This window comes from Streptomyces sp. SAS_272 (assembly GCF_052543235.1).
The window spans coordinates 65,572-88,017 of the sequence record NZ_JBMNDR010000033.1 but is presented as its reverse complement, the minus strand read 5'-3'; the positions used below and the strand labels follow the sequence as shown (position 1 = coordinate 88,017).

The 22,446-nt window shown below is 72.1% G+C and carries 18 protein-coding genes and 1 tRNA gene; 10 read left to right on the top strand and 9 right to left on the bottom strand.

What is annotated here, in order from left to right:
- Nucleotides 1–169 (bottom strand): helix-turn-helix domain-containing protein (locus ACN6LD_RS20115; protein ID WP_445043894.1); only part of this gene is annotated, 169 nt, incomplete at its 3' end.
- Nucleotides 166–540 (bottom strand): NUDIX hydrolase, encoded by a 375-nt coding sequence (locus tag ACN6LD_RS20110; RefSeq protein WP_445043892.1) that lies wholly within the window; start codon nt 538–540, stop codon nt 166–168. The genes ACN6LD_RS20115 and ACN6LD_RS20110, both read right to left, overlap by 4 nt.
- A 48-nt stretch (nt 541–588) precedes the next feature.
- On the opposite strand from ACN6LD_RS20110, the gene ACN6LD_RS20105 reads away from it, so the two are divergent.
- A complete protein-coding gene (locus ACN6LD_RS20105) occupies nt 589–1,752 on the top strand; it encodes a tyrosine-type recombinase/integrase (protein ID WP_445043891.1) in 1,164 nt (387 codons plus the stop codon).
- A gap of 179 nt (nt 1,753–1,931) precedes the next feature.
- Here the strand turns inward: ACN6LD_RS20105 and ACN6LD_RS20100 are convergent.
- Nucleotides 1,932–2,004 (bottom strand) — tRNA-Arg (locus tag ACN6LD_RS20100).
- Nucleotides 2,005–2,324: 320 nt separating this feature from the next.
- On the opposite strand from ACN6LD_RS20100, the gene ACN6LD_RS20095 reads away from it, so the two are divergent.
- Nucleotides 2,325–3,932 carry a dynamin family protein gene (locus tag ACN6LD_RS20095; protein WP_445043890.1) on the top strand — a complete coding sequence of 536 codons (1,608 nt, stop codon included), beginning with the start codon at nt 2,325–2,327 and terminating at the stop codon, nt 3,930–3,932.
- A 189-nt stretch (nt 3,933–4,121) separates the two neighbouring features.
- On the opposite strand, the gene ACN6LD_RS20090 is transcribed toward ACN6LD_RS20095, so the two are convergent.
- Nucleotides 4,122–4,277, bottom strand: a complete 156-nt coding sequence (locus tag ACN6LD_RS20090; RefSeq protein ID WP_445043889.1) for a hypothetical protein — start codon at nt 4,275–4,277, stop codon at nt 4,122–4,124.
- Nucleotides 4,278–4,523: 246 nt separating this feature from the next.
- On the opposite strand from ACN6LD_RS20090, the gene ACN6LD_RS20085 reads away from it, so the two are divergent.
- The 7 genes from ACN6LD_RS20085 to ACN6LD_RS20055 all read left to right on the top strand — a co-directional run bounded on the left by ACN6LD_RS20085 (nt 4,524) and on the right by ACN6LD_RS20055 (nt 12,975).
- Nucleotides 4,524–6,206, top strand: coding sequence for a YfjP family GTPase (locus ACN6LD_RS20085; RefSeq protein WP_319195903.1), 1,683 nt, complete (start codon nt 4,524–4,526; stop codon nt 6,204–6,206).
- 588 nt (nt 6,207–6,794) lie between these two features.
- Nucleotides 6,795–7,277, top strand: a complete 483-nt coding sequence (locus tag ACN6LD_RS20080) for a single-stranded DNA-binding protein (protein WP_319195901.1) — start codon at nt 6,795–6,797, stop codon at nt 7,275–7,277.
- Nucleotides 7,278–7,562: 285 nt separating this feature from the next.
- Complete coding sequence (locus tag ACN6LD_RS20075) at nt 7,563–8,981, top strand: thioester domain-containing protein (protein WP_319195899.1); 1,419 nt, start codon at nt 7,563–7,565, stop codon at nt 8,979–8,981.
- Between the two features lie 776 nt (nt 8,982–9,757).
- On the top strand, nt 9,758–9,979 hold the full coding sequence (locus ACN6LD_RS20070; RefSeq protein WP_057574844.1) for a hypothetical protein: 222 nt from the start codon (nt 9,758–9,760) through the stop codon (nt 9,977–9,979).
- A gap of 234 nt (nt 9,980–10,213) precedes the next feature.
- Nucleotides 10,214–11,878, top strand: a complete 1,665-nt coding sequence (ettA, locus tag ACN6LD_RS20065) for an energy-dependent translational throttle protein EttA (RefSeq protein WP_319195898.1) — start codon at nt 10,214–10,216, stop codon at nt 11,876–11,878.
- A 6-nt stretch (nt 11,879–11,884) separates the two neighbouring features.
- Nucleotides 11,885–12,298, top strand: coding sequence for an acyl-CoA thioesterase (locus tag ACN6LD_RS20060; RefSeq protein WP_319195897.1), 414 nt, complete (start codon nt 11,885–11,887; stop codon nt 12,296–12,298).
- The gene (locus ACN6LD_RS20055) at nt 12,295–12,975 is read left to right on the top strand and encodes a hypothetical protein (protein ID WP_319195895.1); all 681 of its coding nucleotides are present in this window, start codon (nt 12,295–12,297) and stop codon (nt 12,973–12,975) included. Before ACN6LD_RS20060 ends, ACN6LD_RS20055 begins: the two co-directional genes overlap by 4 nt.
- A gap of 239 nt (nt 12,976–13,214) precedes the next feature.
- On the opposite strand, the gene ACN6LD_RS20050 is transcribed toward ACN6LD_RS20055, so the two are convergent.
- Nucleotides 13,215–13,628 carry a globin gene (locus ACN6LD_RS20050; protein ID WP_319195894.1) on the bottom strand — a complete coding sequence of 138 codons (414 nt, stop codon included), beginning with the start codon at nt 13,626–13,628 and terminating at the stop codon, nt 13,215–13,217.
- An 86-nt stretch (nt 13,629–13,714) separates the two neighbouring features.
- Between ACN6LD_RS20050 and ACN6LD_RS20045 the strand changes: the two genes are divergently transcribed.
- Entirely contained in the window at nt 13,715–14,701 is a 987-nt protein-coding gene (locus ACN6LD_RS20045) for a methyltransferase domain-containing protein (RefSeq protein ID WP_445043888.1), read from the top strand.
- A gap of 280 nt (nt 14,702–14,981) precedes the next feature.
- On the opposite strand, the gene ACN6LD_RS20040 is transcribed toward ACN6LD_RS20045, so the two are convergent.
- The 4 genes from ACN6LD_RS20040 to ACN6LD_RS20025 all read right to left on the bottom strand — a co-directional run bounded on the left by ACN6LD_RS20040 (nt 14,982) and on the right by ACN6LD_RS20025 (nt 22,445).
- Nucleotides 14,982–16,754, bottom strand: coding sequence for an FHA domain-containing protein (locus tag ACN6LD_RS20040; RefSeq protein WP_445043887.1), 1,773 nt, complete (start codon nt 16,752–16,754; stop codon nt 14,982–14,984).
- Nucleotides 16,755–16,820: 66 nt separating this feature from the next.
- Nucleotides 16,821–18,167, bottom strand: a complete 1,347-nt coding sequence (locus ACN6LD_RS20035; RefSeq protein WP_319194935.1) for a vWA domain-containing protein — start codon at nt 18,165–18,167, stop codon at nt 16,821–16,823.
- A 171-nt stretch (nt 18,168–18,338) separates the two neighbouring features.
- The gene (locus ACN6LD_RS20030) at nt 18,339–19,748 is read right to left on the bottom strand and encodes a PP2C family serine/threonine-protein phosphatase (RefSeq protein WP_445043886.1); all 1,410 of its coding nucleotides are present in this window, start codon (nt 19,746–19,748) and stop codon (nt 18,339–18,341) included.
- Nucleotides 19,749–22,445 (bottom strand): tetratricopeptide repeat protein, encoded by a 2,697-nt coding sequence (locus tag ACN6LD_RS20025; RefSeq protein ID WP_445043885.1) that lies wholly within the window; start codon nt 22,443–22,445, stop codon nt 19,749–19,751.
- Between the last annotated feature and the right edge of the window lies 1 nt (nt 22,446).

The window sequence follows — 22,446 nt, the reverse complement described above, 5'->3', positions numbered from 1 at the left end:
GCGACCAGGCCCTGCGCCACCGCTGCACTGAACGGACACTGACCCGCATGTCGTGAGCGATGACCGGGTTCTCGTCGCCCTGGGCGAACCGCTCGGCCGTCTCCAACCTCAACTGCTCGCGGAGTGCCCGCCGTTCGTCGGTCAGCCCGCCCCCTTGTGCATACCTCATGCCACCGGCGTACCGCAGGGATCATGAACCGTCAGCCCCGCCGACACCACGCTTTGAAGGTCAGTAGTGACCTCGTCGGGCGTGAGCCACGAGACTGCCGTGGATTCGCTGGAGGTGCGTTCGATGCCGTCGGAGGGCTTGCAGCGGAAGACCAGGGCGACGACTCCGCGGGTCATGTTTTTGTAGACGCCGGTGAGTTCGTCCACCTCGACGTGGATGCCTGTCTCCTCAAGGACCTCGCGGGTGACGCCGGCCTCCGGGGTCTCGTCGAGTTCGAGGATGCCGCCGGGGAGCTCCCAGGTGCCGTTGTCGGCTCGGCGTATCGCCAGGAGACGGCCGTCCTCGCGCACCACCACTCCGGCTACGGACACGGAGTGCAGGGGAGGCGGTGTCGCTTCCACCGCTCCAAGTCAGCTGCGATGAGCTGGTACGCGTTCGCCGTCGGGTACGTGGACGCCCGTTGGCCGGAGCTCGGCGGCAACAGCCGTAAGAACACGGCCAAGACCCTGACGGCGGTCACCATCGCGCTGCTGCGTGCCCAGCCGACCCAGTTCGCCCCGGTGGCCGTGCGGACCGCGCTGCGCGAATGGGCGTTCAATGCCACTCGCCGTGCGGACGCCCCGCGAGACGTGGCGACCATCCTCAGGTGGGTGGAGCGCAACTCCCTGCCGGTCTCGGTCTGGGAGGAGCCGGAGAGGGTTGATGCGGTTCTGCGGGCCGTCGACACGCGCCTCGACGGGAAGCAGGCGGCGGCTTGGTCCCGAAAGCGCAACCGCCGGATCCTCAACGTCGTCATGAAGCACGCGATCCGGCGGCGCGTCCTGCGGACCAATCCCCTCCCCAAGGGGAAGGAGGCGACGACCGTCACCAAGACCAGCAACGCCGTCGACAAGCGGTCCTTGATGAACGCGGACCAGGCGGCGGCGCTCCTCGACTGGATCCGTCGCCGGCCACGCGGGGGAACGCGGCTGCATGCATTCTTCGCCACGCTGTACTACTGCGCTCTACGGCCGGAGGAAGCCATAGCCATGCGAGTGCAGGACGTGATGGTGCCTGACCCCGACACCCGAGACCAGTGGTGTGAGCTGCTGATCCACACGGCGACTCCGGAGGTCGGCAAGCAGTGGACCGACACCGGCAAGATCCACGAGGAACGCGATCTGAAGGGCCGCGCCGAGGGCGAGACGCGCACCGTGCCGGGGCATCCCGCCCTGACGCGCATCCTGCGGCAGCACGTCGAGGAGGAGCAGCTCAGGCCCGGTGATCTGCTGTTCCAGGGGGAAGCGGGCGGCATTCTCGCCGGCTCGGTCATTCGTCGGGCGTGGCGCAGTGCGCGCAAGGCCGTCCTGCCCCCGCACGTCTTCGAGTCGCCCACGGGGAAGCGGGTGTACGACAACCGGCACACGCGCCTCACCAAGTGGCTCAATGACGGGATCCCGCCCGCTCAAGTTGCCGAATGGGCCGGGAACAGTGTTCCGGTGCTGCTGGCTACCTACGCACGGTGTGTCGAAGGGCAGCTGCCTGACTTGAAAAAGCGCTTGGAGGCCGCCGGGGATCTTCCCGAGCCGACCGACGCGGGCTGAGGCCTCTCGCCGAAAACTTCGACACGTATTCGACACAGCCACCCGCGAAAACCCGGTTACAGCCGGACGGCCCCGGACCTTCCCCTTGATCATCGGGGGAGTGTCCGGGGCGTCGCCGTGTCGCGTGATACGTGCTCTGAGCAGCAAAAATGCCCTCCCATAGGGAGGGCGGAGACTTGCGCCCCCGGCAGGACTCGAACCTGCGGCCAAGCGCTTAGAAGGCGCCTGCTCTATCCACTGAGCTACGGGGGCCGGTGTGGTGGCCTCGTACGTGCTGCCCGGGTGTGGGCTGATCCGTGACGTTGCCGGGGACAAGGATAGGGCTCCCGGTTCCTTGTCCTGGTTGCTTCGCCTCCGTGGCTCAATGTGGAGGTTCGGTGAAGCGGTCCTGATAATCGCAGGCAGGTACGAATCGTGCACCGCTTTTGGCGTCCCTGGCCACGGGTGTTGTGCACTCGTTATGCCTGCGTTGCGCCTCTGTCCCACTCGCGCCTTCCGTCCCTTGTGTCCTATCGGCGCGCAGACATGCCTATATGCTTCATAAATCCCCTAAAATTGGGCATTCTTCGCGTGTGGTGACCTTGGACGTAAGGCCTCAGCTGCTCGACGCACTCTCCGCCCTGCGCGACCGTGTCGCCGCCGCACGCTTCCCGCTGCCCTTGACAGGGGCCCCGCGCGCGCGTGCCAACCGCGACGAACTGCTAGCCCAGCTCGACGACTACCTGGTGCCGCGGCTCCGGCAGCCCGACGCGCCGTTGCTGGCGGTGGTGGGCGGATCCACCGGCGCCGGCAAGTCGACGCTCGTCAACTCCCTGGTGGGGCGGCGCGTCAGCGAGGCGGGCGTGTTGCGGCCGACGACACGGACCCCGGTGCTCGTATGCCACCCGGAGGACCATCACTGGTTCAGCGGCATGCGGGTGTTGCCCGGCCTCGCCCGCGCGTGGGCCCCTCATCAGGAGGCGGCGGACGATCTGCTGCTCACCGGCGAGGACGGCAGACCCGTGCTGCGGATCGAGACCGCCGACACACTCCCGCCCGGTCTCGCCCTTCTCGACGCGCCCGACATCGACTCACTCGTCGCCGACAACCGCGTACTCGCCGCCGAACTGATCTGCGCCGCCGACATCTGGGTGATGGTCACGACGGCATCCCGCTACGCCGACGCCGTTCCCTGGCACCTCCTGCGCACCGCCAAGGAGTACGACGTCACGCTCGTGACCGTCCTCGACCGGGTGCCTCACCAGGTCGTCTCCGAGGTGTCCCGCCAGTACGGCGCCCTGCTCACCAAGGCCGGGCTGGGCGACGTGCCGCGCTTCACGGTCCCCGAACTGCCCGAGTCGGCCTGGGGCGGTGGGCTGCTGCCGGCGACCGCCGTGGCGCAGCTGCGCTCCTGGCTCGTCCACCACGCCCAGGACCCGGCCGCCCGCAACCACGCCCTCGCCCGCACGGCCCACGGCGTCCTCGACTCCCTCAAGGCACGGATGCCCGAACTCGCCGGCGCCGCCGCCGCGCAGTACGCGGCCGCACTGCGGCTCACCTCGGCCGTCGAAGGGGCGTACGACAGCGAGTACACGCGCGTGCGGGGTCGTCTGCAGAGCGGCGCGGTCCTCGCCGGCGACGCGCTCAAACGCTGGCGGGCCTTCCCGCTGGACTGCAACGCAGGCGAACTGCTCGACGCCCTCGTGGAGAGCCTCGCCGCGCTGCTGCTGTGCGCGGTCACCGCCGCCGACGATCGTGTCGACGAGGCCTGGCGCCGCGAACCGGCCTCCCATGCAGCGGCGCTGACGGACCATGACACATCCCTGGAGAGCGCCGAGCACCGGATCGGCCTCGCCGTTCGACGGTGGCGGCGCGAGCTGGAGGAGTACGCCGAGGACGAGGTACGCGGCCTGGAGCGGGGCGCCGGCCCCGACCCGGAGTCGGTCGCCGCTCTCGTCGCCACGGCGCTGCTGGGCGGCCGCAGGGCGCGTTCCGCGGGCGAGGGGCTCGCCGAGCGGCTCGGCGCGCACGGGGCGCTGCGGCTGCGCGACCGGGGCGGGCGGCTGCTCGCCGAACACCTCGACCGGGTCATGCACGCCGAACGCGAACGCCGACTCGCCCCCCTCGACGGACTCGAAGTCCACCCCGAACCCCAGGCCGAACTCATTGCCGCGCTGTCCGTACTGCAGAAGGAGAGGTGACCGGTGACCGCCGTCACTGACCAGGACCACACGGACCAGACAGGCCACGCGGACCAGGAGAAGCACGAGAACCCGGCCCACGGAAGCCGCCATGACCCGGAGAGTCATCAGGAGCACCAGGAACACCAGGGGCAACAAGAACACCAGGGGCAACAGGAACATCAGGGGCACCCAGAGCACTCAGAGCACTCAGAGCACCCAGAGCACCCAGAGCACCCAGAGCACCAGGGTCGCGAGCGGCAGCGCCACCAGGGTGATCGCGAGGACCGGTTGCGCTACCAGGATGATCGCGAAGTCCAGGAGCGCACCGGGAGCGCGGTGCCGGAGGGGAAGAAGTCGGAGCACGGGGGCGACCCCGAAGAGGCGGACGCCTCGGCGCAGGAGCCGACCGGCCACGCGCGCGCAGCCGACCGAACGGAGGACGCTCTGCCCCGCCCTAACCCCGGTTCGAACGCCGGTCCGGCCCCGGCCCCTGACCCGTCCCGGCCCCCGGCCCCTGACCCGGCCCGGCACCCGTCCGCGTGCACGTCCCGAGCGGACGCCGACGAGGATTCGGCCGATGCCTGGGACGACGGTCTCATCGCCCGCCGGGTGAACGAGGCCGCCGCCGCCGAGCAGGCGGCGGCGGCCGACAAGGCGGCCCGGTCCGGCGGAGGCGGCAGCGCATTGCCCTCGACCCCGCTCGTCTACGACGGGCCGCTGCGCTCACGGCTGGAGGCGCTGCGCGAACTCGTGGGGCTCTCCCGCACACGCCTCGACAGCAGGACGCTCGCCCAGGCCGGCCGGGTCCTGGACGAGGCGGCCGCCCGGCGCCGGCACTCCGGGCAGCACACCGTGGTCGCCCTCGCGGGCGCCACCGGCAGCGGCAAGTCACAGCTGTTCAACGCCCTCGCCGGTGTCACGATCTCGGAGACGGGCGTCCGTCGGCCGACCACGTCCTCGCCCATCGTGTGCACCTGGAGCGACGGCGCGTCCTCCCTCATCGACCGGCTCGGCATCCCGGGCCGGCTGCGCAGGCGACCGGTGCAGACCGCCGAGGCGGAGGCGCAGTTGCGCGGGCTCGTCCTGATCGACCTGCCCGACCACGACTCGGCGGCCGTGCAGCACCGCGAGCAGGTCGACCGGGTGCTGGCGCTCGTGGACGCCGTCATCTGGGTCGTCGACCCGGAGAAGTACGCCGACGCCGTCCTGCACGAACGGTATCTGCGGCCCATGGCCGGACACGCGGAGGTCATGTTCGTCGTCCTCAACCAGGTCGACCGGCTGCCCGGCGAGGCCGCCGAACTGGTCCTCGACGACCTGCGGCGGCTGCTCGACGAGGACGGCGTCGCCCTCGGCGAGTACGGCGAACCGGGGGCCACGGTGCTCGCGCTGTCCGCGCTCACCGGTGACGGAGTCGGTGAACTTCGGGAGGTGCTGGGCCAGTTCGTCGCGGAGCGCGGCGCCGCCGCCCGGCGCATCTCGGCCGACGTGGAGGCCGCGGCCTGGCGGCTGCGGTCCGTCTACGCCACCGGACGACGCATCGGGCTGAGCGAGCAGGCGCGGGACGAGTTCGCCGACCTGCTGGCGGACGCGGTGGGCGCCACCGCAGCCGGCGAGGCCGCCGAGCGGGCCTGGCTGCGCAACGCCAACCGCGCGTGCGGGACGCCCTGGCTGCGGCTGTGGCGGTGGCAGCAGGACCGGCGCGACCCTCCCACCGGGCGGTTGCCGGTCCGCGCCCAGGCCGACGAGGAGGCCACGGCACGTCAGCGCGTCGAGCAGGCGGTGCGCACCGTGTCCGAACGGGCCTCGGCGGGGCTGCCGGCGCCCTGGGCGCAGGCCGTCCGTGAGGCGGCGGTGCGCGGCGCGCAGGGGCTGCCCGAGGCGCTGGACGACCTGGCGGCGCGGGCCGGTCTGCCGCCGGGACGACCGCCCCGGCCGGGCTGGTGGCCGGTCGCCGTCCTGGTGCAGGCCTGCATGACGCTCCTGCAGGTCGTCGGCGGACTGTGGCTGGTCGGCCAGATCGTCGGAGTCATGGACCCGAACCTCGGGGTTCCGGTGCTGCTGATGGTGTCCGGCATCATCGGCGGGCCGCTGGTCGAGTGGAGCTGCCGCATGGCTGCCCGGGGGCCGGCCCGGCGGTACGGGCATGACGCTGAACGCCGGCTGCGGGAGGCTGCGGCCGGCTGCGGACGGGCCCGGGTGCTGGACCCCGTGGCCGCGGAACTGCTGCGCTACCGGGAGGTGCGGGAGCGGTACGCCAGGGTCACGGGGGCGGTGGCCGGAGCGCGGTGAAGGGACGCTCAATACACGGGCGCGTGATGCACGGGCGCGTGATGGACGGGCGCGCGGCGACGGGGTGCGCGATGAACCGGCAGGCGGCGAACGAACGCGCTGTGAAGAGGCGCGCTGTGAAGAGGCGTGCTGTGGAGAGGCGTGCGGCGACGGGACGTGCTGTGGAGGGGCGTTGCGGCGTGAAGGGGCGTGCGGCGACCGGGCGTGCTGTGGAGGGGCGTGCGGCGGGGCGTCGGCGCCCGGCGAACCGGCTTGCGGTGGCACGGCGGTGATCCACAGGGGGTGGAGCTCTCGGGATCGGGCGTCGGCGGAGCAGATCCGCCTGGGTGATCACCGGGAGCAGGGGCGCTGATCACTCGTCCGGGTGGTGGAGTTTTCCACAGGCGGGCGGTGGTCCACAGCGCTCGGCGGGCCCGGCCCGACGGAGGCAGTCTGGCTTCGCGGCGGTCGCGACGGACGCGGTCGCCGCGAACGGCGCTGACGGCACGCGGTGAAGGCCACCGCGGCCGTCGCGGCGGACGCAGCCGTACGGGAGGGGCCCGTGCGTGTGACCGGGCGGCGCGACCGTCCGGCGAGGGAGGGGTTCGCATGAACGAGACGTTGGTCTGCACGGTGGGCAACGTGGCGACGCAGCCGGTCTACCGGGACCTGGCGGCCGGCGCGTCGGCGAGGTTCCGGCTGGCGGTGACTTCGCGCTACTGGGACCGGGAGAAGAGCGCCTGGACCGACGGCCACACAAACTTCTTCACGGTCTGGGCCAACCGGCAACTGGCCCAGAACGCGATGGCCTCGCTGAACGTCGGGGATCCGGTGATCGTCCAGGGCAGGCTGAAGGTGCGCACGGAGTCGCGCGAGGGGCAGCAGAGCCGGACCTCGGCGGACATCGACGCCGTGGCGATCGGTCACGACATCGCACGGGGCACGTCGGCCTTCCGGCGGCAGGGCCGTGCCGAGCCGGCGGGAGCGGGTCCGCCGGCACAGCCTGAACCGGACTGGGAGACTCCGGTCGCCGAAGCGGCGGAAGCGAAGTCCGGCGACGCACGGCGTCGCGAGCCGGCGGCGGTGACCTGAGCGGCCCCGCCATCCGCAGCGGAGTGCAATGGTGACGGTCGGTCAACAGTGAGCTGCGGCATTTCGACGCATCTGCGCGCAACAGCGAAGTGGACAAGTCGACATGCCCCACTCGTGGCCGATCTTGGGGATAACGATTCCGAGTCGGATCGGTGATCGGACGAGATGACCGGCAGGCGTGGTGCGCGGCGTCTCTAGGATGCCGGACGTAGCCCACTGGGGCTTCTGATTCTGCTGGTGGGACCGTACCCCCACATCAACGGGTCCTGCTCGAAGGGGAATTGTGTGATTTCTTCGATCTCCGCGTTGTTCGCTCGTGGGCGGGGCCCGGTCCGTCTCGCGGCGGCGGCCGTGGCGTCCGGCCTCGTCGCCGTCGGGGTGCTCGCCACTGCGGGCACGGCCGCCGCGGCGGAGGTGACGCAGAGTCAGGGCGGGGCCACCGCGACGATCGGCGGTCTCAAGACCTACGGCGCTGCCCTGGTCCACGCCGAGGGCGGGGACCAGGAGGTGTCGGCCGGCCTGTTCGAGATGTCCGTCGAGGGCGGCGGCACCCTCCAGACGTACTGCGTCGACCTCTACAACCCCACGCAGAGAGACGCCAAGTACCACGAGACGCCTTGGAGCGGCACGCTGTTGGCCGCGAACCGGAACGCGGGCCGCATCCGTTGGATCTTGCAGAACTCGTACCCCCAGGTGAACGATCTCGCCTCGCTCGCCGACAAAGCCGGCATCGGCGCCGGCCTCACCGAGCAGGACGCGGCCGCCGGCACCCAGGTCGCCATCTGGCGCTACTCGGACGGCGCGGCCGTCGACGCCGTCGACCCGCAGGCCGAGCGGCTCGCGGACTACCTGCAGAAGGCCGCCCGGGTGGTCCCTGAGCCCACGGCCTCCCTCACCCTCGACGCGCCCGCCGTGTCCGGCCGCCCGGGCGGACTGCTCGGCCCGGTGACGGTCCACACCAACGCGACGAGCGCCACGGTGACGCCGCCGGTGGACGCCGCCACCAGCGGGGTGCGCATCGTCGGCAAGGACGGCAAGCCGCTCACGGCAGTGTCGGACGGCAGCCAACTGTTCTTCGACGTACCCGCTGACACGGCCGCCGGCTCGGCCGAGCTGACCGTGCAGGCCTCCACCACCGTCCCGGTCGGCCGCGCCTTCACCTCCGACAGTCGCAGCCAGACCCAGATCCTGGCCGGCTCCAGCGAGTCCACGGTGTCGGCGACGGCCGGCGCGACCTGGGCCCAGAAGGGCGCCATACCGGCACTGTCCGCCGCGAAGAACTGCGCGAAGACCGGCGTCGACATCGCCGCCGCCAACCGCGGTGACGAGGCCTTCACGTTCGAGCTGATGGGTCTGCAGCACACCATCCCCGCCGGCGGGGACCTCACGGTGACGATCCCGCTGCAGGAGGACCAGGCCTACGACTTCTCGATCGTCGGTCCTCGAGGGGACCAGAACAGGTTCACCGGCGTCCTGGACTGCCGGACACAGGCCGACGAGATCGCCGGCCTGACCACTCAGACCCTGAGCGAACCGAGTCCTGCCACGGTGGGCGGCATCTCCACCGTGGACGACACCGACCTCGCCGCGACGGGCGGCAGCAGTGCCACCCCGCTCATCGCGGGCACGGCCATCGGCCTGGTGGTCATCGGTGGAGCGGCGCTCCTGCTCGTCGGCCGCAAGGAGAACGGCTCACAGAGCTGACAGAGCCGGCGCGCCCGACTGGCGCGGTGCCTGACCGTGCTGACGGATCTGGCTGAACCGACAAGCCGGTGCAAGGCCGACAAATGTCACAGTACGAAAAGAACGGGACAGGGTTGCCGCTGAGTCCCGTGGACCCGACCGAGCGGGCCGGCGGCCCCGGGTTCAGGTCGCCGGGCGCAGCCTGTCGTGGCCGGGGTGTCCCGGCACCCGGCCTCCGGTCGCGCACGGCCGGGCGCACGTGTCGACGGTCCGTTCGGTGTCCCGGCACCCGGCCTCCGGTCGCGCACAGCCGGGCGCACGTGTCGACGGTCCGTTCGGTGTCCCAATCCGTGATGTTTCCGAGCTCTCCGCGGAGCAGCACGATGTCGGCGGGCCTCATCCCGGCGCAGTGATCGAGGGGCGAGGCGTCGGCGCGACGACCTCGACCTGCGTGAGGGCGGCAGGCCGGGCGGCCTCGAGGGTCGCGTCGACGCTGTGTCGATCAAGCTCCACCGGCCGCACCCACACGTCCTCGCGGTGCGGATGACCAGGCAGAACGCCCGGCAGATCGCGTCACTGCCCCGCGCAGAGGCTCACCACCGGAGTGGGCGGGAAGGAGAATCGTCCGGTGCCGGCCGCGCCAGTTCCGCCACCGTCGACAGCCGTCGGGCAAGCGGCGAATCCTGGGCGGCGTACCGGTCATCCGACCTGTTTCGGTCCACCCGCGAGACCCTGGAAGAGTCCCGACCGCGGACTCCAGCCGATTTCCACCCCGATCCAGGCGCATACTGAAGGCAATGACAAAACCTTCTGCACCGAAGCGTCACTTGCCCACCAGCCCCTTCAAGGCGCCGGCAACACTCGTGCCCAAGCACTTTGCCGTGGGCGACCAGGTGACACACGACATGTACGGCCTCGGCCGAGTGATCGGCATCGAGGACGGAATCGCTGCGCTCGTGGATTTCGGCTCGGCACAAGAGCGGATCCTGAGCCCCTACGCCAAGATGACCAAGCTTTAGAAGCACACGGCACCACGGGCGGCGTGCCGCGACAGAGCACTGTCGCGGCCGCCCGCCGACCACTGGCACCGCTTGCCGGTCAACGGCACCGCCGGCGCCCCGCCTCCGGGACCTCCCGGCGAAAACCCCAGATCAAAGCCCCCTGCCCGGACGGGTTTCCCCCGAGGGGTAGCCGTCCGGCAAGATGGGGTGTATCTGCCCACTGCCAGATTTCAAGCTGCCGGACGGTTTCTCTTGGCTGAGTACATCTACACCATGCGCAAGACGCGCAAGGCACACGGCGACAAGGTCATCCTTGACGACGTAACGCTGAGCTTCCTGCCCGGCGCGAAGATCGGTGTGGTCGGGCCGAACGGCGCCGGTAAGTCCACCGTTCTGAAGATCATGGCGGGACTGGAGCAGCCCTCCAACGGTGACGCGTTCCTGTCGCCCGGCTACAGCGTCGGGATGCTGCTGCAGGAGCCGCCGCTCGACGAGTCCAAGACCGTTCTGGAGAACGTGCAGGACGGCGCGGCTGAGATCATGGGCAAGCTCAAGCGCTTCAACGAGGTCGCCGAGCTGATGGCGACGGACTACTCCGACGCGCTGCTCGACGAGATGGGCAAGCTGCAGGAGGACCTCGACCACGCCAACGCGTGGGACCTGGACACCCAGCTCGAGCAGGCCATGGACGCCCTCGGCTGCCCGCCCGGCGACTGGCCCGTCACCAACCTCTCCGGTGGTGAGCGCCGTCGCGTCGCGCTGTGCAAGCTGCTGCTCGAGGCCCCCGACCTGCTGCTTCTCGACGAGCCCACCAACCACCTGGACGCCGAGTCCGTGCAGTGGCTGGAGCAGCACCTCGCCAAGTACCCCGGCACCGTCGTCGCCGTCACCCACGACCGGTACTTCCTCGACAACGTCGCCGAGTGGATCCTCGAGCTCGACCGCGGTCGCGCGCACCCCTACGAGGGCAACTACTCCACCTACCTCGACACCAAGGCCAGCCGTCTCAAGGTCGAGGGCCAGAAGGACGCCAAGCGTGCCAAGCGTCTGAAGGAAGAGCTCGAGTGGGTGCGGTCCAACGCCAAGGGGCGTCAGGCCAAGTCCAAGGCGCGTCTCGCCCGGTACGAGGAGATGGCCGCCGAGGCCGACAAGATGCGGAAGCTGGACTTCGAGGAGATCCAGATCCCGCCGGGCCCGCGCCTGGGCTCCATTGTCGTCGAGGTCAACAACCTCACCAAGGCCTTCGGGGACAAGGTCCTCATCGACGACCTGAGCTTCACGCTGCCGCGCAACGGCATCGTCGGCGTCATCGGCCCGAACGGCGCCGGCAAGACGACCCTGTTCAAGATGATCCAGGGGTTCGAAGAGCCCGACTCCGGGTCCATCAAGGTCGGCGAGACCGTCAAGATCTCGTACGTCGACCAGAGCCGCGAGAACATCGACCCGAAGAAGTCGCTGTGGGCCGTGGTCTCCGACGAGCTCGACTACATCAACGTCGGGCAGGTGGAGATGCCGTCCCGCGCGTACGTCTCCGCGTTCGGGTTCAAGGGACCTGACCAGCAGAAGCCGGCCGGGGTGCTCTCCGGCGGTGAGCGCAACCGCCTGAACCTCGCGCTCACCCTCAAGCAGGGCGGCAACCTGCTCCTCCTCGACGAGCCGACCAACGACCTCGACGTGGAGACGCTGTCCTCCCTCGAGAACGCGCTGCTGGAGTTCCCGGGCGCGGCAGTGGTCGTCTCTCACGACCGCTGGTTCCTGGACCGGGTCGCCACCCACATCCTCGCCTACGAGGGTGACTCCAAGTGGTTCTGGTTCGAGGGCAACTTCGAGTCGTACGAGAAGAACAAGGTCGAGCGGCTGGGTGCGGACGCCGCACGTCCGCACCGTGCCACCTACAAGAAGCTGACCCGGGGCTGATCGATCTTGCGGCACATCTACCGCTGCCCGCTGCGCTGGGCGGACATGGACGCGTACGGCCACGTCAACAACGTGGTCTTCCTCCGCTACCTGGAGGAAGCCCGTATCGACTTCCTGTTCCGTCCGGAGAAGGACTTCCAGCAGGGGTCCGTGGTGGCGCGCCACGAGATCGACTACAAGCGGCAGCTCGTCCACCGGCACACGCCCGTGGACATCGAGCTGTGGGTCACGAAGATAAGGGCGGCGTCCTTCACCATCTCCTACGAGGTGAAGGACGACGACGTGGTCTACGTGCGGGCCTCCACCGTCATCGTGCCGTTCGACTTCGCGACGCAACGGCCGCGCCGGATCACCGCCGAGGAGCGCCTCTTCCTCGAGGAGTACCAGGACGACGACGCCGAGAAGGCCGTCGCCGCATGACGGTGCTCCACCTCGCCGACGAGGGGGAGGCCGCGGATCTCGCGGCCTTCCTCTCCCGGCTGCTCCACTACGACCGCGCGGCCGCGGTGCGGCTGCAGGCGGCCGGCACCGCGCTCGCCGTCTTCGGGCGGCCGCCGTCCTTCGAGGTGCTCGCGATCCGCGCGGTCCGTCTCGCCAAGCCGTACGAGGCCGGCCTGGACGTCACGTTGGACGTGACGGTGTCGGCGGGCGAGCTGCTGGAGTCCGTGGCCGAGAGCGCCGCCACGGCCGGCGTCCCCACCGCGGTCACCGGGCCTCCGTGGGCCGGCGTGCTACCGCCGCGCGGCGGGTGGCGGCCCGAGGCGGGCCTGCCCGCGCCGGACGCGCTGCGGGCGGCGGTCGGCTCGGCCGTCGCCGAGTTCCGGTCCCGCACCGAGGAGCTGGCGGCCGAACTGCGGACCCGGGCGGAAGTCGACCGGATCGGACGGGAGATCTGGTCCCGGACGATCGGGGACACCGGACTTCCCGTGCGGGCCGTGCACGCGGCCCAGTCGCTCGGCTTCCTCCGGCCCGCGGCCGGCCCGGGGGACCTGGCGCTGCTCTCGCTCGGCGCATGGCTGCGGCTGCGCACCCCGTACGGGTCGGTCGCCGTGCGGCGCGCGGGACGGCTGGGAATGCTGGACGTCAGCGTGCGCTGACGCCGTCCGAGGCCGTCGAGTTCTGATCCCGCCGTCGTCGGACGCCTTCGTGCGCTGATGGCGTCGTGTTCTGATGCCGTCGTGCGCAGCCGACGGCCATGGGGTGCTCACGCCGCCGTGTGCCGTCCCGCACTCTTGCCGTGCCGTGCCGCACTCTTGCCGTGGTGTCCCGCACTCTTGCCGTGCCGTCCCGCATGCCGTGCCGTGCCGCACTCTTGCCGTGCGGCACGTCGAGACGTCTACTCCGGGGTGTTCACCATCGACGCCGCCGCGTACGTCAGGTACTTCCAGAGCGTGTACTCGTGCTCCTCGGACAGGCCGAGTTCGTCCACCGCGTCCCGCATGTGCTTCAGCCAGGCGTCGTGCGCCGCCCGGTCCACGGCGAAGGGGGCGTGCCGCATGCGCAGCCGCGGGTGACCTCGCTGCTCGCTGTAGGTCGTCGGGCCGCCCCAGTACTGCATGAGGAACAGCGCGAAGCGCTCCTCGGCCGGGCCCAGGTCCTCCTCCGGGTACATGGGCCGCAGCAGTGGGTCCTCGGCGACCCCTTGGTAGAAACGGTGGACCAGCCGACGGAAGGTCTCCTCCCCGCCGACCTGCTCGTAGAAGGTCTGCTCCTGAAGCGTGCCGCGCCGAATCTCTGTCACGCCTCCCATGGTCTCAGACGGCGCGACGGAGGACTCGAGGCTTAGGACCACCCCCGATGCTCGCTTCCGGGGGCCGCGCACCGCACAGTGGAGTCATGGGCGCCCACGATCCCGAACCCGCCGGTACGGCCGGCCTCGCCGCCTCCGCTCGGGCTCTGCTGGTGCGGGAGATCGAGGCGAGCGGAGCGTTCGCCGCCGACCCGCGATGGCGGGAGGCCTTCGCGACGGTGCCGCGCCATCTCTTCGTGCCCTACTACTACGTGGCCGGCGCCGGAGGCTACGAGCGGCGCTGGGGCGAGAGTCCCGACCGGCGTACCAGGGAGCGCTGGATGCGGGGCGCATACGAGGACACCCCGTTGGCCACCCGGCTGCGCGACGGCGTGCTGCTCACGTCCAGCAGTCAGCCCTCCCTCATGGCGCTGATGCTGGCCGAGCTGCGGGTCGAGGACGGCGACCGCGTCCTGGAGATCGGCGCCGGCACGGGGTACAACGCGGCGCTGCTGTCGTACCTGCTCGGCGAGGAGAACGTCACCACCGTCGACCTCGATCCGGAGATCACCGAGTCCGCCCGCCGGCATCTCGCGGACGCCGGATACCGGCCCGCCGTCGTCACCGGGGACGGGGCGCGAGGGGTCCCCGAACGCGCCCCCTTCGACCGGATCATCGCGACCTGCACGCTGGCGTCCGTCCCGCGCGCCTGGCTCGCCCAGTGCGCCCCCGGGGCCCTGATCCTCGCGCCGCTCGCCACCGGGCTGATCGCGCTGACGGTCCGGGACGCCGGACACGCGGAGGGACGGTTCCTGCACACGCCGGCGTACTTCGTGCCGCTGCGCGGGTCGGACCGGCCCGACCCGGAGCCGGTGACCCTCTCGGGGGTGCCCGGCCGGGTCAGGGAGAGCGACCGGTTCCGCTTCCTGCTGACCCTCACCCGGGAGGCCCTCGACCCGCAGGAGGCGTGCTCCCTGTGGGAGCGCGAGGGCATGCCGGGACGGGAGCGCTACGGCGTCACGGTCGGCGGCGGACACGCGTGGGCGTGGCTCGACGATCCGGAGGGCCCGTACGCATGGCCCCTGCCGGGTTAGCCGGGCCCGACCCGGTCGAGCGGCGGCCCTGCCGCGCGCCGGGGACCGGCCTCGGGAACGAGGGGACGGCCGGACGACGGCCCGGCCCGGACGTCCGGGACGACCAAGACGTCCTGGACGTCGGACCTTCCACGCATCCGAGGCGGCCGTATCGGCGGGGGCGTCAAGGGCGTCAGGACGGCCGAGCCGACCGGGGTCGAGCCGACCGGGGTCGAGCCGACCGGGGTCGAGCCAGCCGGGGCCGGGTCGGCCTGTGCCCGCCCGGACCGGTCGGCCGTTGTCAGCCTCGGCGGACGGTGATCGTCGTCCAGGCGCCCACGTGCACCTGGTCGCCGTCCTGCAGCGGCACCGGGACGAACGGCTGGATGGGCTCCTCCGAGCCGTTGACCGTCGTGCCGTTCGTCGAGTTCTGGTCGACGACGGCCCAGCTGCCGTCGGGCTGCTGCACCAGCACCGCGTGCTGGTGCGAGACGCCCGGGTCCTCCGGCGGCACCGACAGGTCTATGTCGGGGGTCTCGCCGGTGGAATGGCGACGGCGGCCGATGGTGATCTGGTTGCCGGTGAGCGTGCGCTGCTGCTCGGGCGAGTACGCGGGCAGGTTCAGGCCCGCGGCCTCCGGACCCGAGCGGTGCATCATCGCCATGAAATACGAGCGGTCCGGGCCGATGGTCGCCGTCCAGGTGGCCGGCTGCTGCGAGAACGCCGGGTTGGGCGGGGGCGGGGCCTGGGTGGCGCCCGTCTGCGGGTAGCCGTAGCCACCGCCGCCCTGGGGCGCTCCCTGACTCCGGGGGTCCGCCTGGCCGGGGCCCGTGTGCGACGGCGGAGAGATCACCCAGTCGTCGTCACCGCCGCCGAAGGGCCGGCCGCCTCCGGGCTGCTGCCGGCCGGTCTCCTGCGGGTAGCCGGGAGGGGACGGCGGGCCGGACGGCTGGTAGGCCTGCGGAACTCCGGGGCCTCCGGGACCGCCCTGGCCGCCGTGACCTCCGGGGCCGCCCTGGCCGGGGAAGCCGCCGGGACCTGCCGTGGGCGTGGGCCCGGGAGAGCCCGGCCGCGAGGGCTCGCCGCCGAAGCCCGAGGGGCCGCCGTCACCGGGGCGGGCCGGTCCGGGCGGACGGCCGCCCGGTCCGGAAGGCTCACGGCCGAAGGGGTCGCCCGACGGGCCGGACGGCTCGCGTCCGAAAGGATCGGCGGACTGCCCGCTCTGCTCACGCCGGTAGGGGTCCGCGGGCGGGCCCGAAGGCTGCCCGAAGGGATCGCCGGCCTGGCCGGGCGGGCGGCCGCCCGGTCCGGAAGGCTCACGGCCGAAGGGGCCGCCGCCCGGAGCGGTCGGGGGGCCTCCGAAGGCGCCCGCCGGGGGACCGCCGGCGGGACCGGAGGCGCCACCGGGTCTGCCCGGAGCACCGGGGCCGCCGGAACCGCCCTGACCACCCGGCTCGCGCCCGAAGGGTCCGCCGGCCTGCCCCGCGGGGCCGCCCACGCCGCCGGGACCGCCCTGCCGCCCCGAAGGGTCGCCGCCGAACGGCGGGCCTGACGGAATCGGTTCCGCGGGGCGGTTCACCTGCGACGGACGGGAACCCTGGTACTCGAAGGAATCACCGCCCCCGTAGGACGGCGGCGGTGGCTGGAAGCGCCCGCCGGGACCCGGACCACCCTGCCCCGGACCACCCTGCCCCGGACCGCCCGGACCCATGTGACCGGGGCCACCGGGTCCGCCCGGGCCGGGGGCCGGTGTGCGGGGGGCGGCCGGGGTGTACGAGGTCGCCGTGTTGGTGAGGAAGTTCCACCGGCACTCCTCGCAGAAGGGCGCGCCGCCCTCTCGGGGCGTGCGGCACTGCGGGCAGAGCTCGGGTTCGTGGCCGGGCGCCGAGGACAGGGGTCGCCCACCGGGCCGGCCGCCGCCCTGGCCGGGCTGGGGCGGCGGGAAGCCGTAGCCGCCGCCCGCGGTGGGGGGCGGCGGGGGCGGGGGCGGAGGTACGGCACCGGCCATGCGGTGACCGCAGACCTCGCACCAGTCGTCGGAACCCGACTGGTGTCCGTTCGGGCAGGTCGGCATGTCGGCGCGTCCCCCTCTCTTCTTCGGTGTCCCGGAGGCCTTCGGCGTGCCGGGAGCTGGTTCAGGTCACTTCTTTACACGAACAGTCTTTGTGGACCGGGTCTCGAGCGTCATCTCGTCGGCGTCCGCGACCTTGGCCTTCAGTCGCACAGTACCCGTCGTGGCATCGACCACGTCCACCACCTTCGCAAGCAGTTTCGCAGTATCCGCGTTCCCCGAGACGCTCGCGAGCTGGACCGCGCGGCCCAGTTTGGCCGTCGCTCCATCCATATCTCCCGCTTTGCGGAGGTCGAGCCCCTGTTGGATGACCTGTGCCAGTTCGGCCTGGCCGGTGTAGTGGGCGACCTGAGGGTTGATCGACGTGGAGGCGGCCATGTCGTCGGTCCATACGGCCCTCACGAGCCCCTGCGCGCCCAGGTTGCGGACGCTGCCCCCGGCCTCCGGGATCACCAGCGAGACCCGTGCGGCGAGCATCTCCTGGCCGACGCTCGCCGCCGGGACCTCGACGCACACGTGGTAGTCACGGGACTCGTCGCCCCAGGAACCGGTGGGGTAGTCGCCCGCCCGCGGGCCCGCCTCCGTACGGCGTCCGGTCAGCTCCTCGACCGTCGGGGCGACCTGCTTGACGAACTTGATGGCGGTGCCGACCGGGGTCCACAGCCGCAGCGCGACGTCCGCGACCTCCTTGCCCATCGCCGTCTCCATCATCTGTGTGAAGTCGGCGGCGAGGCCGGCCGGGTCGGCGACGATGTCGGCGGTGCCGAGCAGGGCGGACGCGATCCCTGTGACTTCTTTCACTTCCCAGTCGGTGCCCACGCCGCGTGCGTCACAGGTGAAACGCCCGGCGCAGTCGTCGAGTGCCGCCTTGAGGTCCTGCGGCGACTCGTGCTCGTTGCGGCCGTCCGTCAGCAGGATGCCGTGCCGGATGGCGACGTCTGCCGTGGACAGCAGCCGGTCGGCCAACCGCAGCCAGGTGCCGATCGCGGTGCCGCCGCCCGCGCTCAGCCGGCGCAGCGCCTGCTTGGCCTGTTCGCGGGTGGTCGCGTCGGCGACCGCGAGCCGGCCCCCGCCGGGGTAGACCTCCTTGGCGACGTGCGTGCCGCCGATCACCGAGAAATGCACCCCGTCGCGCAGGGTGTCGACGGCGGCGGCGGTGGCGTCGCGGGCGTTGCGCATCTTGGTCGGCGGGTAGTCCATCGAGCCGGAGCAGTCCACCATGATCGCCACGGCGGCGGACGGACCCTGACTCGGCGAGTAGAGGTGCGGCGCGGCTGCCGCGCTGCCCACCGTGCCGCCGCCGGTGGCGGTGACCGTGACGATGGCGTTGACCTCGCGGCCGCCTTCCGGCAGGTACTCGTTCTGATAGACGTCCACCGAGAACTGCGGCACGTTCGACTTCGAGAAATTGGCCATGCCTACTCAAATCCCCCTCGGAAACCCCACGTCGGTAGGGCGATGTCTGGGTGCGGACCGGTCCCCTCCGGTCCGCACGCGTGCTTCCCCGTGATTGCGGTGATCGCCGTGAATCCCGGGGTTCGCGTGCTGCCCGTGATTCCCGGGTTTCCCGTAGTTCGTTCTGCGGCCTCAGGCCGATCCTGCCCCCTGCGCGGGGGCGGGGAACGGCACGACGGCCACTGTTACGTTGTCGTGGCCCCCGCCGTCCAGGGCGTGGCCGACCAGTACGCGTGCGCTGTGCAGGGGCCGGACCGAGGCGTCCGGCGGGACGACGCCCGCCATCTCCTGCGCGGCCTCCGCGTAGTTCCACAGGCCGTCGGTGCACACCACCACCACACCGGGGCGGTCCGGCTTGAAGGAAGCGGTGTGCGGCTCGAGTTCGTAGGCGTCGGCGCCGAGCCAGCCGGTGATCGCGTGGGCGCGCTCGTCGGCGTAGGCCTCCGCCTCGTTCATCAGGCCCGCGGCGACCATCTGCGCGGCCCACGAGTCGTCCTCGGTGAGGCGGGCGGGGGGTGAGCTGCGGTCCGCCGGGACCCAGTAGGCCCGGCTGTCGCCGACCCACCCGACGACCAGCAGCCCGGCGGTGACCACCGAGCCCACCAGGGTGCAGGCGGGGGCGTTCTGGTGCGGGGCGTGCTCGCGGGCCGTGGCGGATTCCTCGGCAAGCGCGTTGACCGCGTGCGAGGCGGCGACGATCGCCTCGTGCATCGCCTGTTGGGGGTGCGTGCCCTGCGGCAGAGCGGCCAGCAGCGTCTCGCTCGCCGCCTTCGACGCGGCGAGGGAGGCGTCGTCCGGGCGGGTCGCGGAGGACACGCCGTCGCAGACGATCGCCACGAGCGCCGGCGAGCCGTCGGGCAGGGCGGTGCAGCCGAGGCCGAAGGCGTCCTCGTTGCGGTGGTGGCGCAGACCGCGGTCGCTGACGGCGGCGATCGGGCCCGACTCCAGTTCCATGTGGTCGCGTTCGCGCGGCTGGGCGTGGCCGCAGTTCTCGCAGTACCCGTCGTCGTCGACCCGGCCCGCACGGCAGGCCACGCACACTTTCGCGCTCTCCGCCACGACGGCGGCCTCGGCGGCGACCCGCGGGTCCGGCGCCTGCAGCGCGTACTCGTCCGGCTCCGCGGGCCGGTCGAACCGGACACCGGAGACGTCGGACACCGCGGATCCGGCGGCGACACCGGAAACACCGGAAACACCGGAAACGTCAGCCGGGCCCGGGGCGCCGGTGACACCGGCCGCACCAGGGCCGCCGGAAACACCGGAAACACCAAGCACGCCCGGTGCGCCGGGGGCCGTGGGCGCCCCGGGAGGCGCCTCCTGGGCTCGTCGGTCGTCCCGGACCTCGCGGACCGCGCCGCCGGTCTCGGCGGGAGCCGGCAGGGCCGAGCCGTTCATCGTCAGGGTCGGGTGGTCGTCCGGGCTCGGCGGTACGACGGACAGGTCGTATCCGCACGCACCGCAGAAACGGTCACCCGCGTCGAGCGGCTCCGCGCAGCTCGGACACGTCGGCAGGGCGGCCTGCCGGGGCATCTGCGACATCAACTACACCCACGTCCGGGGGCGGTAACGATTGGCACGTTCCACCAGGTCGACTCTCTCCTCACCGCCGGTCGCCAGCCGGGCCAGCGTGCGGTACGAGCGCTCCAGCCCGAAGCGCAGCCCCCGTTCGTCCAGTTGGCTGCCGAGCAGCACCCGGGCGGCCGGTCCCGCGCCCTGGCCACCGGAGAGTATCCAGTCGAGGGCGCAGCCGAGGACTTCGGCGGACAACTGCTCGCGCCGCGTCGGGTCCAGACCGTACGCGTCCAGCGCCTCGACCTGGGCCGCGGCGGCGGTGAGATCCTCCAGGAAGGGTACGTCGGAGGCGGCGGCGGTCCGCCCGCGGAGCCTCGCGCGCACGGCGGCCACCCGGGCCGCGGTGTAGTGGATGGAGGACTCGGGCACCGACTCCAGCGTCCGTACGGCGCCGCCGCGGTCGCCGGCCGCGAGCTGCACGCGGGCGAGACCGAACGCGGAGCTCACATAGCTCGGGTCGGTCGACCACACCAGCCGGTAGTACTCGGCGGCGTTGTCCAGCTGGCCCAGCACCTCCGCGCACAGTCCGAGCGCCAGCTTCGGCGTGGTCTCGCCGGGGAAGGCGTCGTAGATCGCGTCGAAGGCCAGCGCGGCGCCCTCGTGGTCGCCGGTGACCAGCGAGGCCATGCCCCGGTACCAGACCACCCGCCAGTCGTCGGGCCGTTCGCCCTCCAGTTTCGCCAGCGACATGAGGGCCGCCTGGTGGTCGCCGTTCTCCAGCCAGGCGCGGATCTGCCGCAGCCGGGTCTCGACCGACGGCGCCGGCGCGGCCGCGAGGGCCGTGATCAGTTCGGCCGGCGCGGACGCCAGCAGGCCCGCGAGGAAGCCCGCGTTGGGGTCGGTGGGGTCGACATGGGGGGCGGGCAGCGCGAGGGCCGCGGCGGGCGCGGGAACGGCCCTGACGAGGCCGGGGGCTGCCGGCGCGGCGGGAACACCGGGCGCGGTCGCACCGCCGGCGGCCGGCAGCGCGCCGCCGGCCGCGAGGGGGGCCGTCGGGCCCGCGAGAGCGAGAGCGGGAGCGGCGCCGCCCGGCAGTGCGGGCGGCGAACCTGCCGCCGTGGCGGGAGCGGCGGCCAGGGCGGGGGCGTGAGCGGCGACGCCGGCCGGCGCCGTCGTGGACCGTGCACCCCCGAACAGCCCACGGGGCGTGACGGCGACGCGCGCGCCCAGCCGCGACACCTCTCCGTCCAGTTTCGGGAACAGCTCGGTGTCCGTGACCTTGACCTCCGGGCCGAACAGCGTCGACAGCGCGGGCCGCGCCCGGCCGCTCTGCAGGGAGACGACCTCGCGCAGCACGCCGGTCAGCTGCTCCGCCATCTCCTGGGCGGAGGCGAACCTGCGGTCCGGGTCGGGGTCGGTGGCGCGGACCAGGAACCGGTAGAAGGACTCGTACTGCCGGAAGACCTCGATGTTGTCGGGGTCGGGCAGCGAGTCCGCGAAGACGGTCGTGTAGCCCTGGAAGTCGAAGGTCAGGACGGCGAGCGTGCGGCCCACCGTGTACAGGTCGGAGGCGACGGACGGGCCGACCTCGGCGACCTCCGGCGCCTGGTAGCCGATGGTGCCGTAGATGGCCGACTCGTCGTCGTCCATGCGTCTGACCGCGCCCATGTCGATCAGCTTGAGCTCGTCCTGGCTCTGGATCGCGTTGTCGACCTTGAAGTCGCAGTACAGCAGGTTGCGGCTGTGCAGATGGCCGAGCGCCTCGAGCGCCTCGATGCCGTACGCGCAGGCCTGCTCGACGGGGAGCGGATCCCGCTTGCCCTGCGCCGTGCGGCGGTCGTTGGCGATCTCCTTGAGGGACTTGCCGCCGATGTACTCCATGACGATGTAGCCGTCGAGGGAGCCGGTGCGCTGGTCGAGGTGTTCGACGAAGCTGTAGATCCGCACGATGCTCGCGTGCTCGATCTCGGCGAGGAAGCGCCGCTCGGAGATGGCCGCGGCCATCGCGTCCTGGTCGCCGGTGTCCAGGAGGCCCTTCAGGACGACCCAACGGTCGCCCACCGGACGGTCGATGGCCAGGTAGATCCAGCCGAGCCCGCCGTGCGCGAGGCAGCCCACGACCTCGTACTGGCCGTGCACGACGTCGCCGGCCTTCAGCTTCGGCGCGAAGGAGTACGGGTGGCCGCACTTGGTGCAGAAGCCCTCCGTGCGCCCCTCCCGCTCGCCGCGGGAACGACCCACCGGGGCACCGCAGTCGGAGCGCGAGCAGAACCGCTTGCGCTCGGGCACCTCGGGGTTGTCCAGCACCATCGAGCGCGGGTCCGGCTTCGGCACCTGCGGCACCATGACCAGTCCTGCGCCCAGCCGGGCCCGCCCGGAGGAGCTCGACGTCGAGCCGGAGCTGCGCACCGACACCGACCGGCCCGTCGACGTGCCCGAGAGCGAACGCGACAGCCGCCCGGACACCGAGCGTCGGGACTTCGCCGACTGCGACGTCGTACGGGCGCTGCGCGCGCTGGCACGTGAACTGGCGCTGCCCGACGAGCCCTTGCCGCCGCCGGTCACCCCGGTCGCCGGCGAGCCCACCAGGCCTCCGCCGGAGGCGGGACCCTCCACCGACACGACGGGGGCCAGACCGCAGGTGTCGCAGTACAGCTCGCCGCCGCCCACGTCCTCGTACGACCCCTCGCAGCCCGGCCGCTGACACGCCTGCCCTGCCTGACTCATG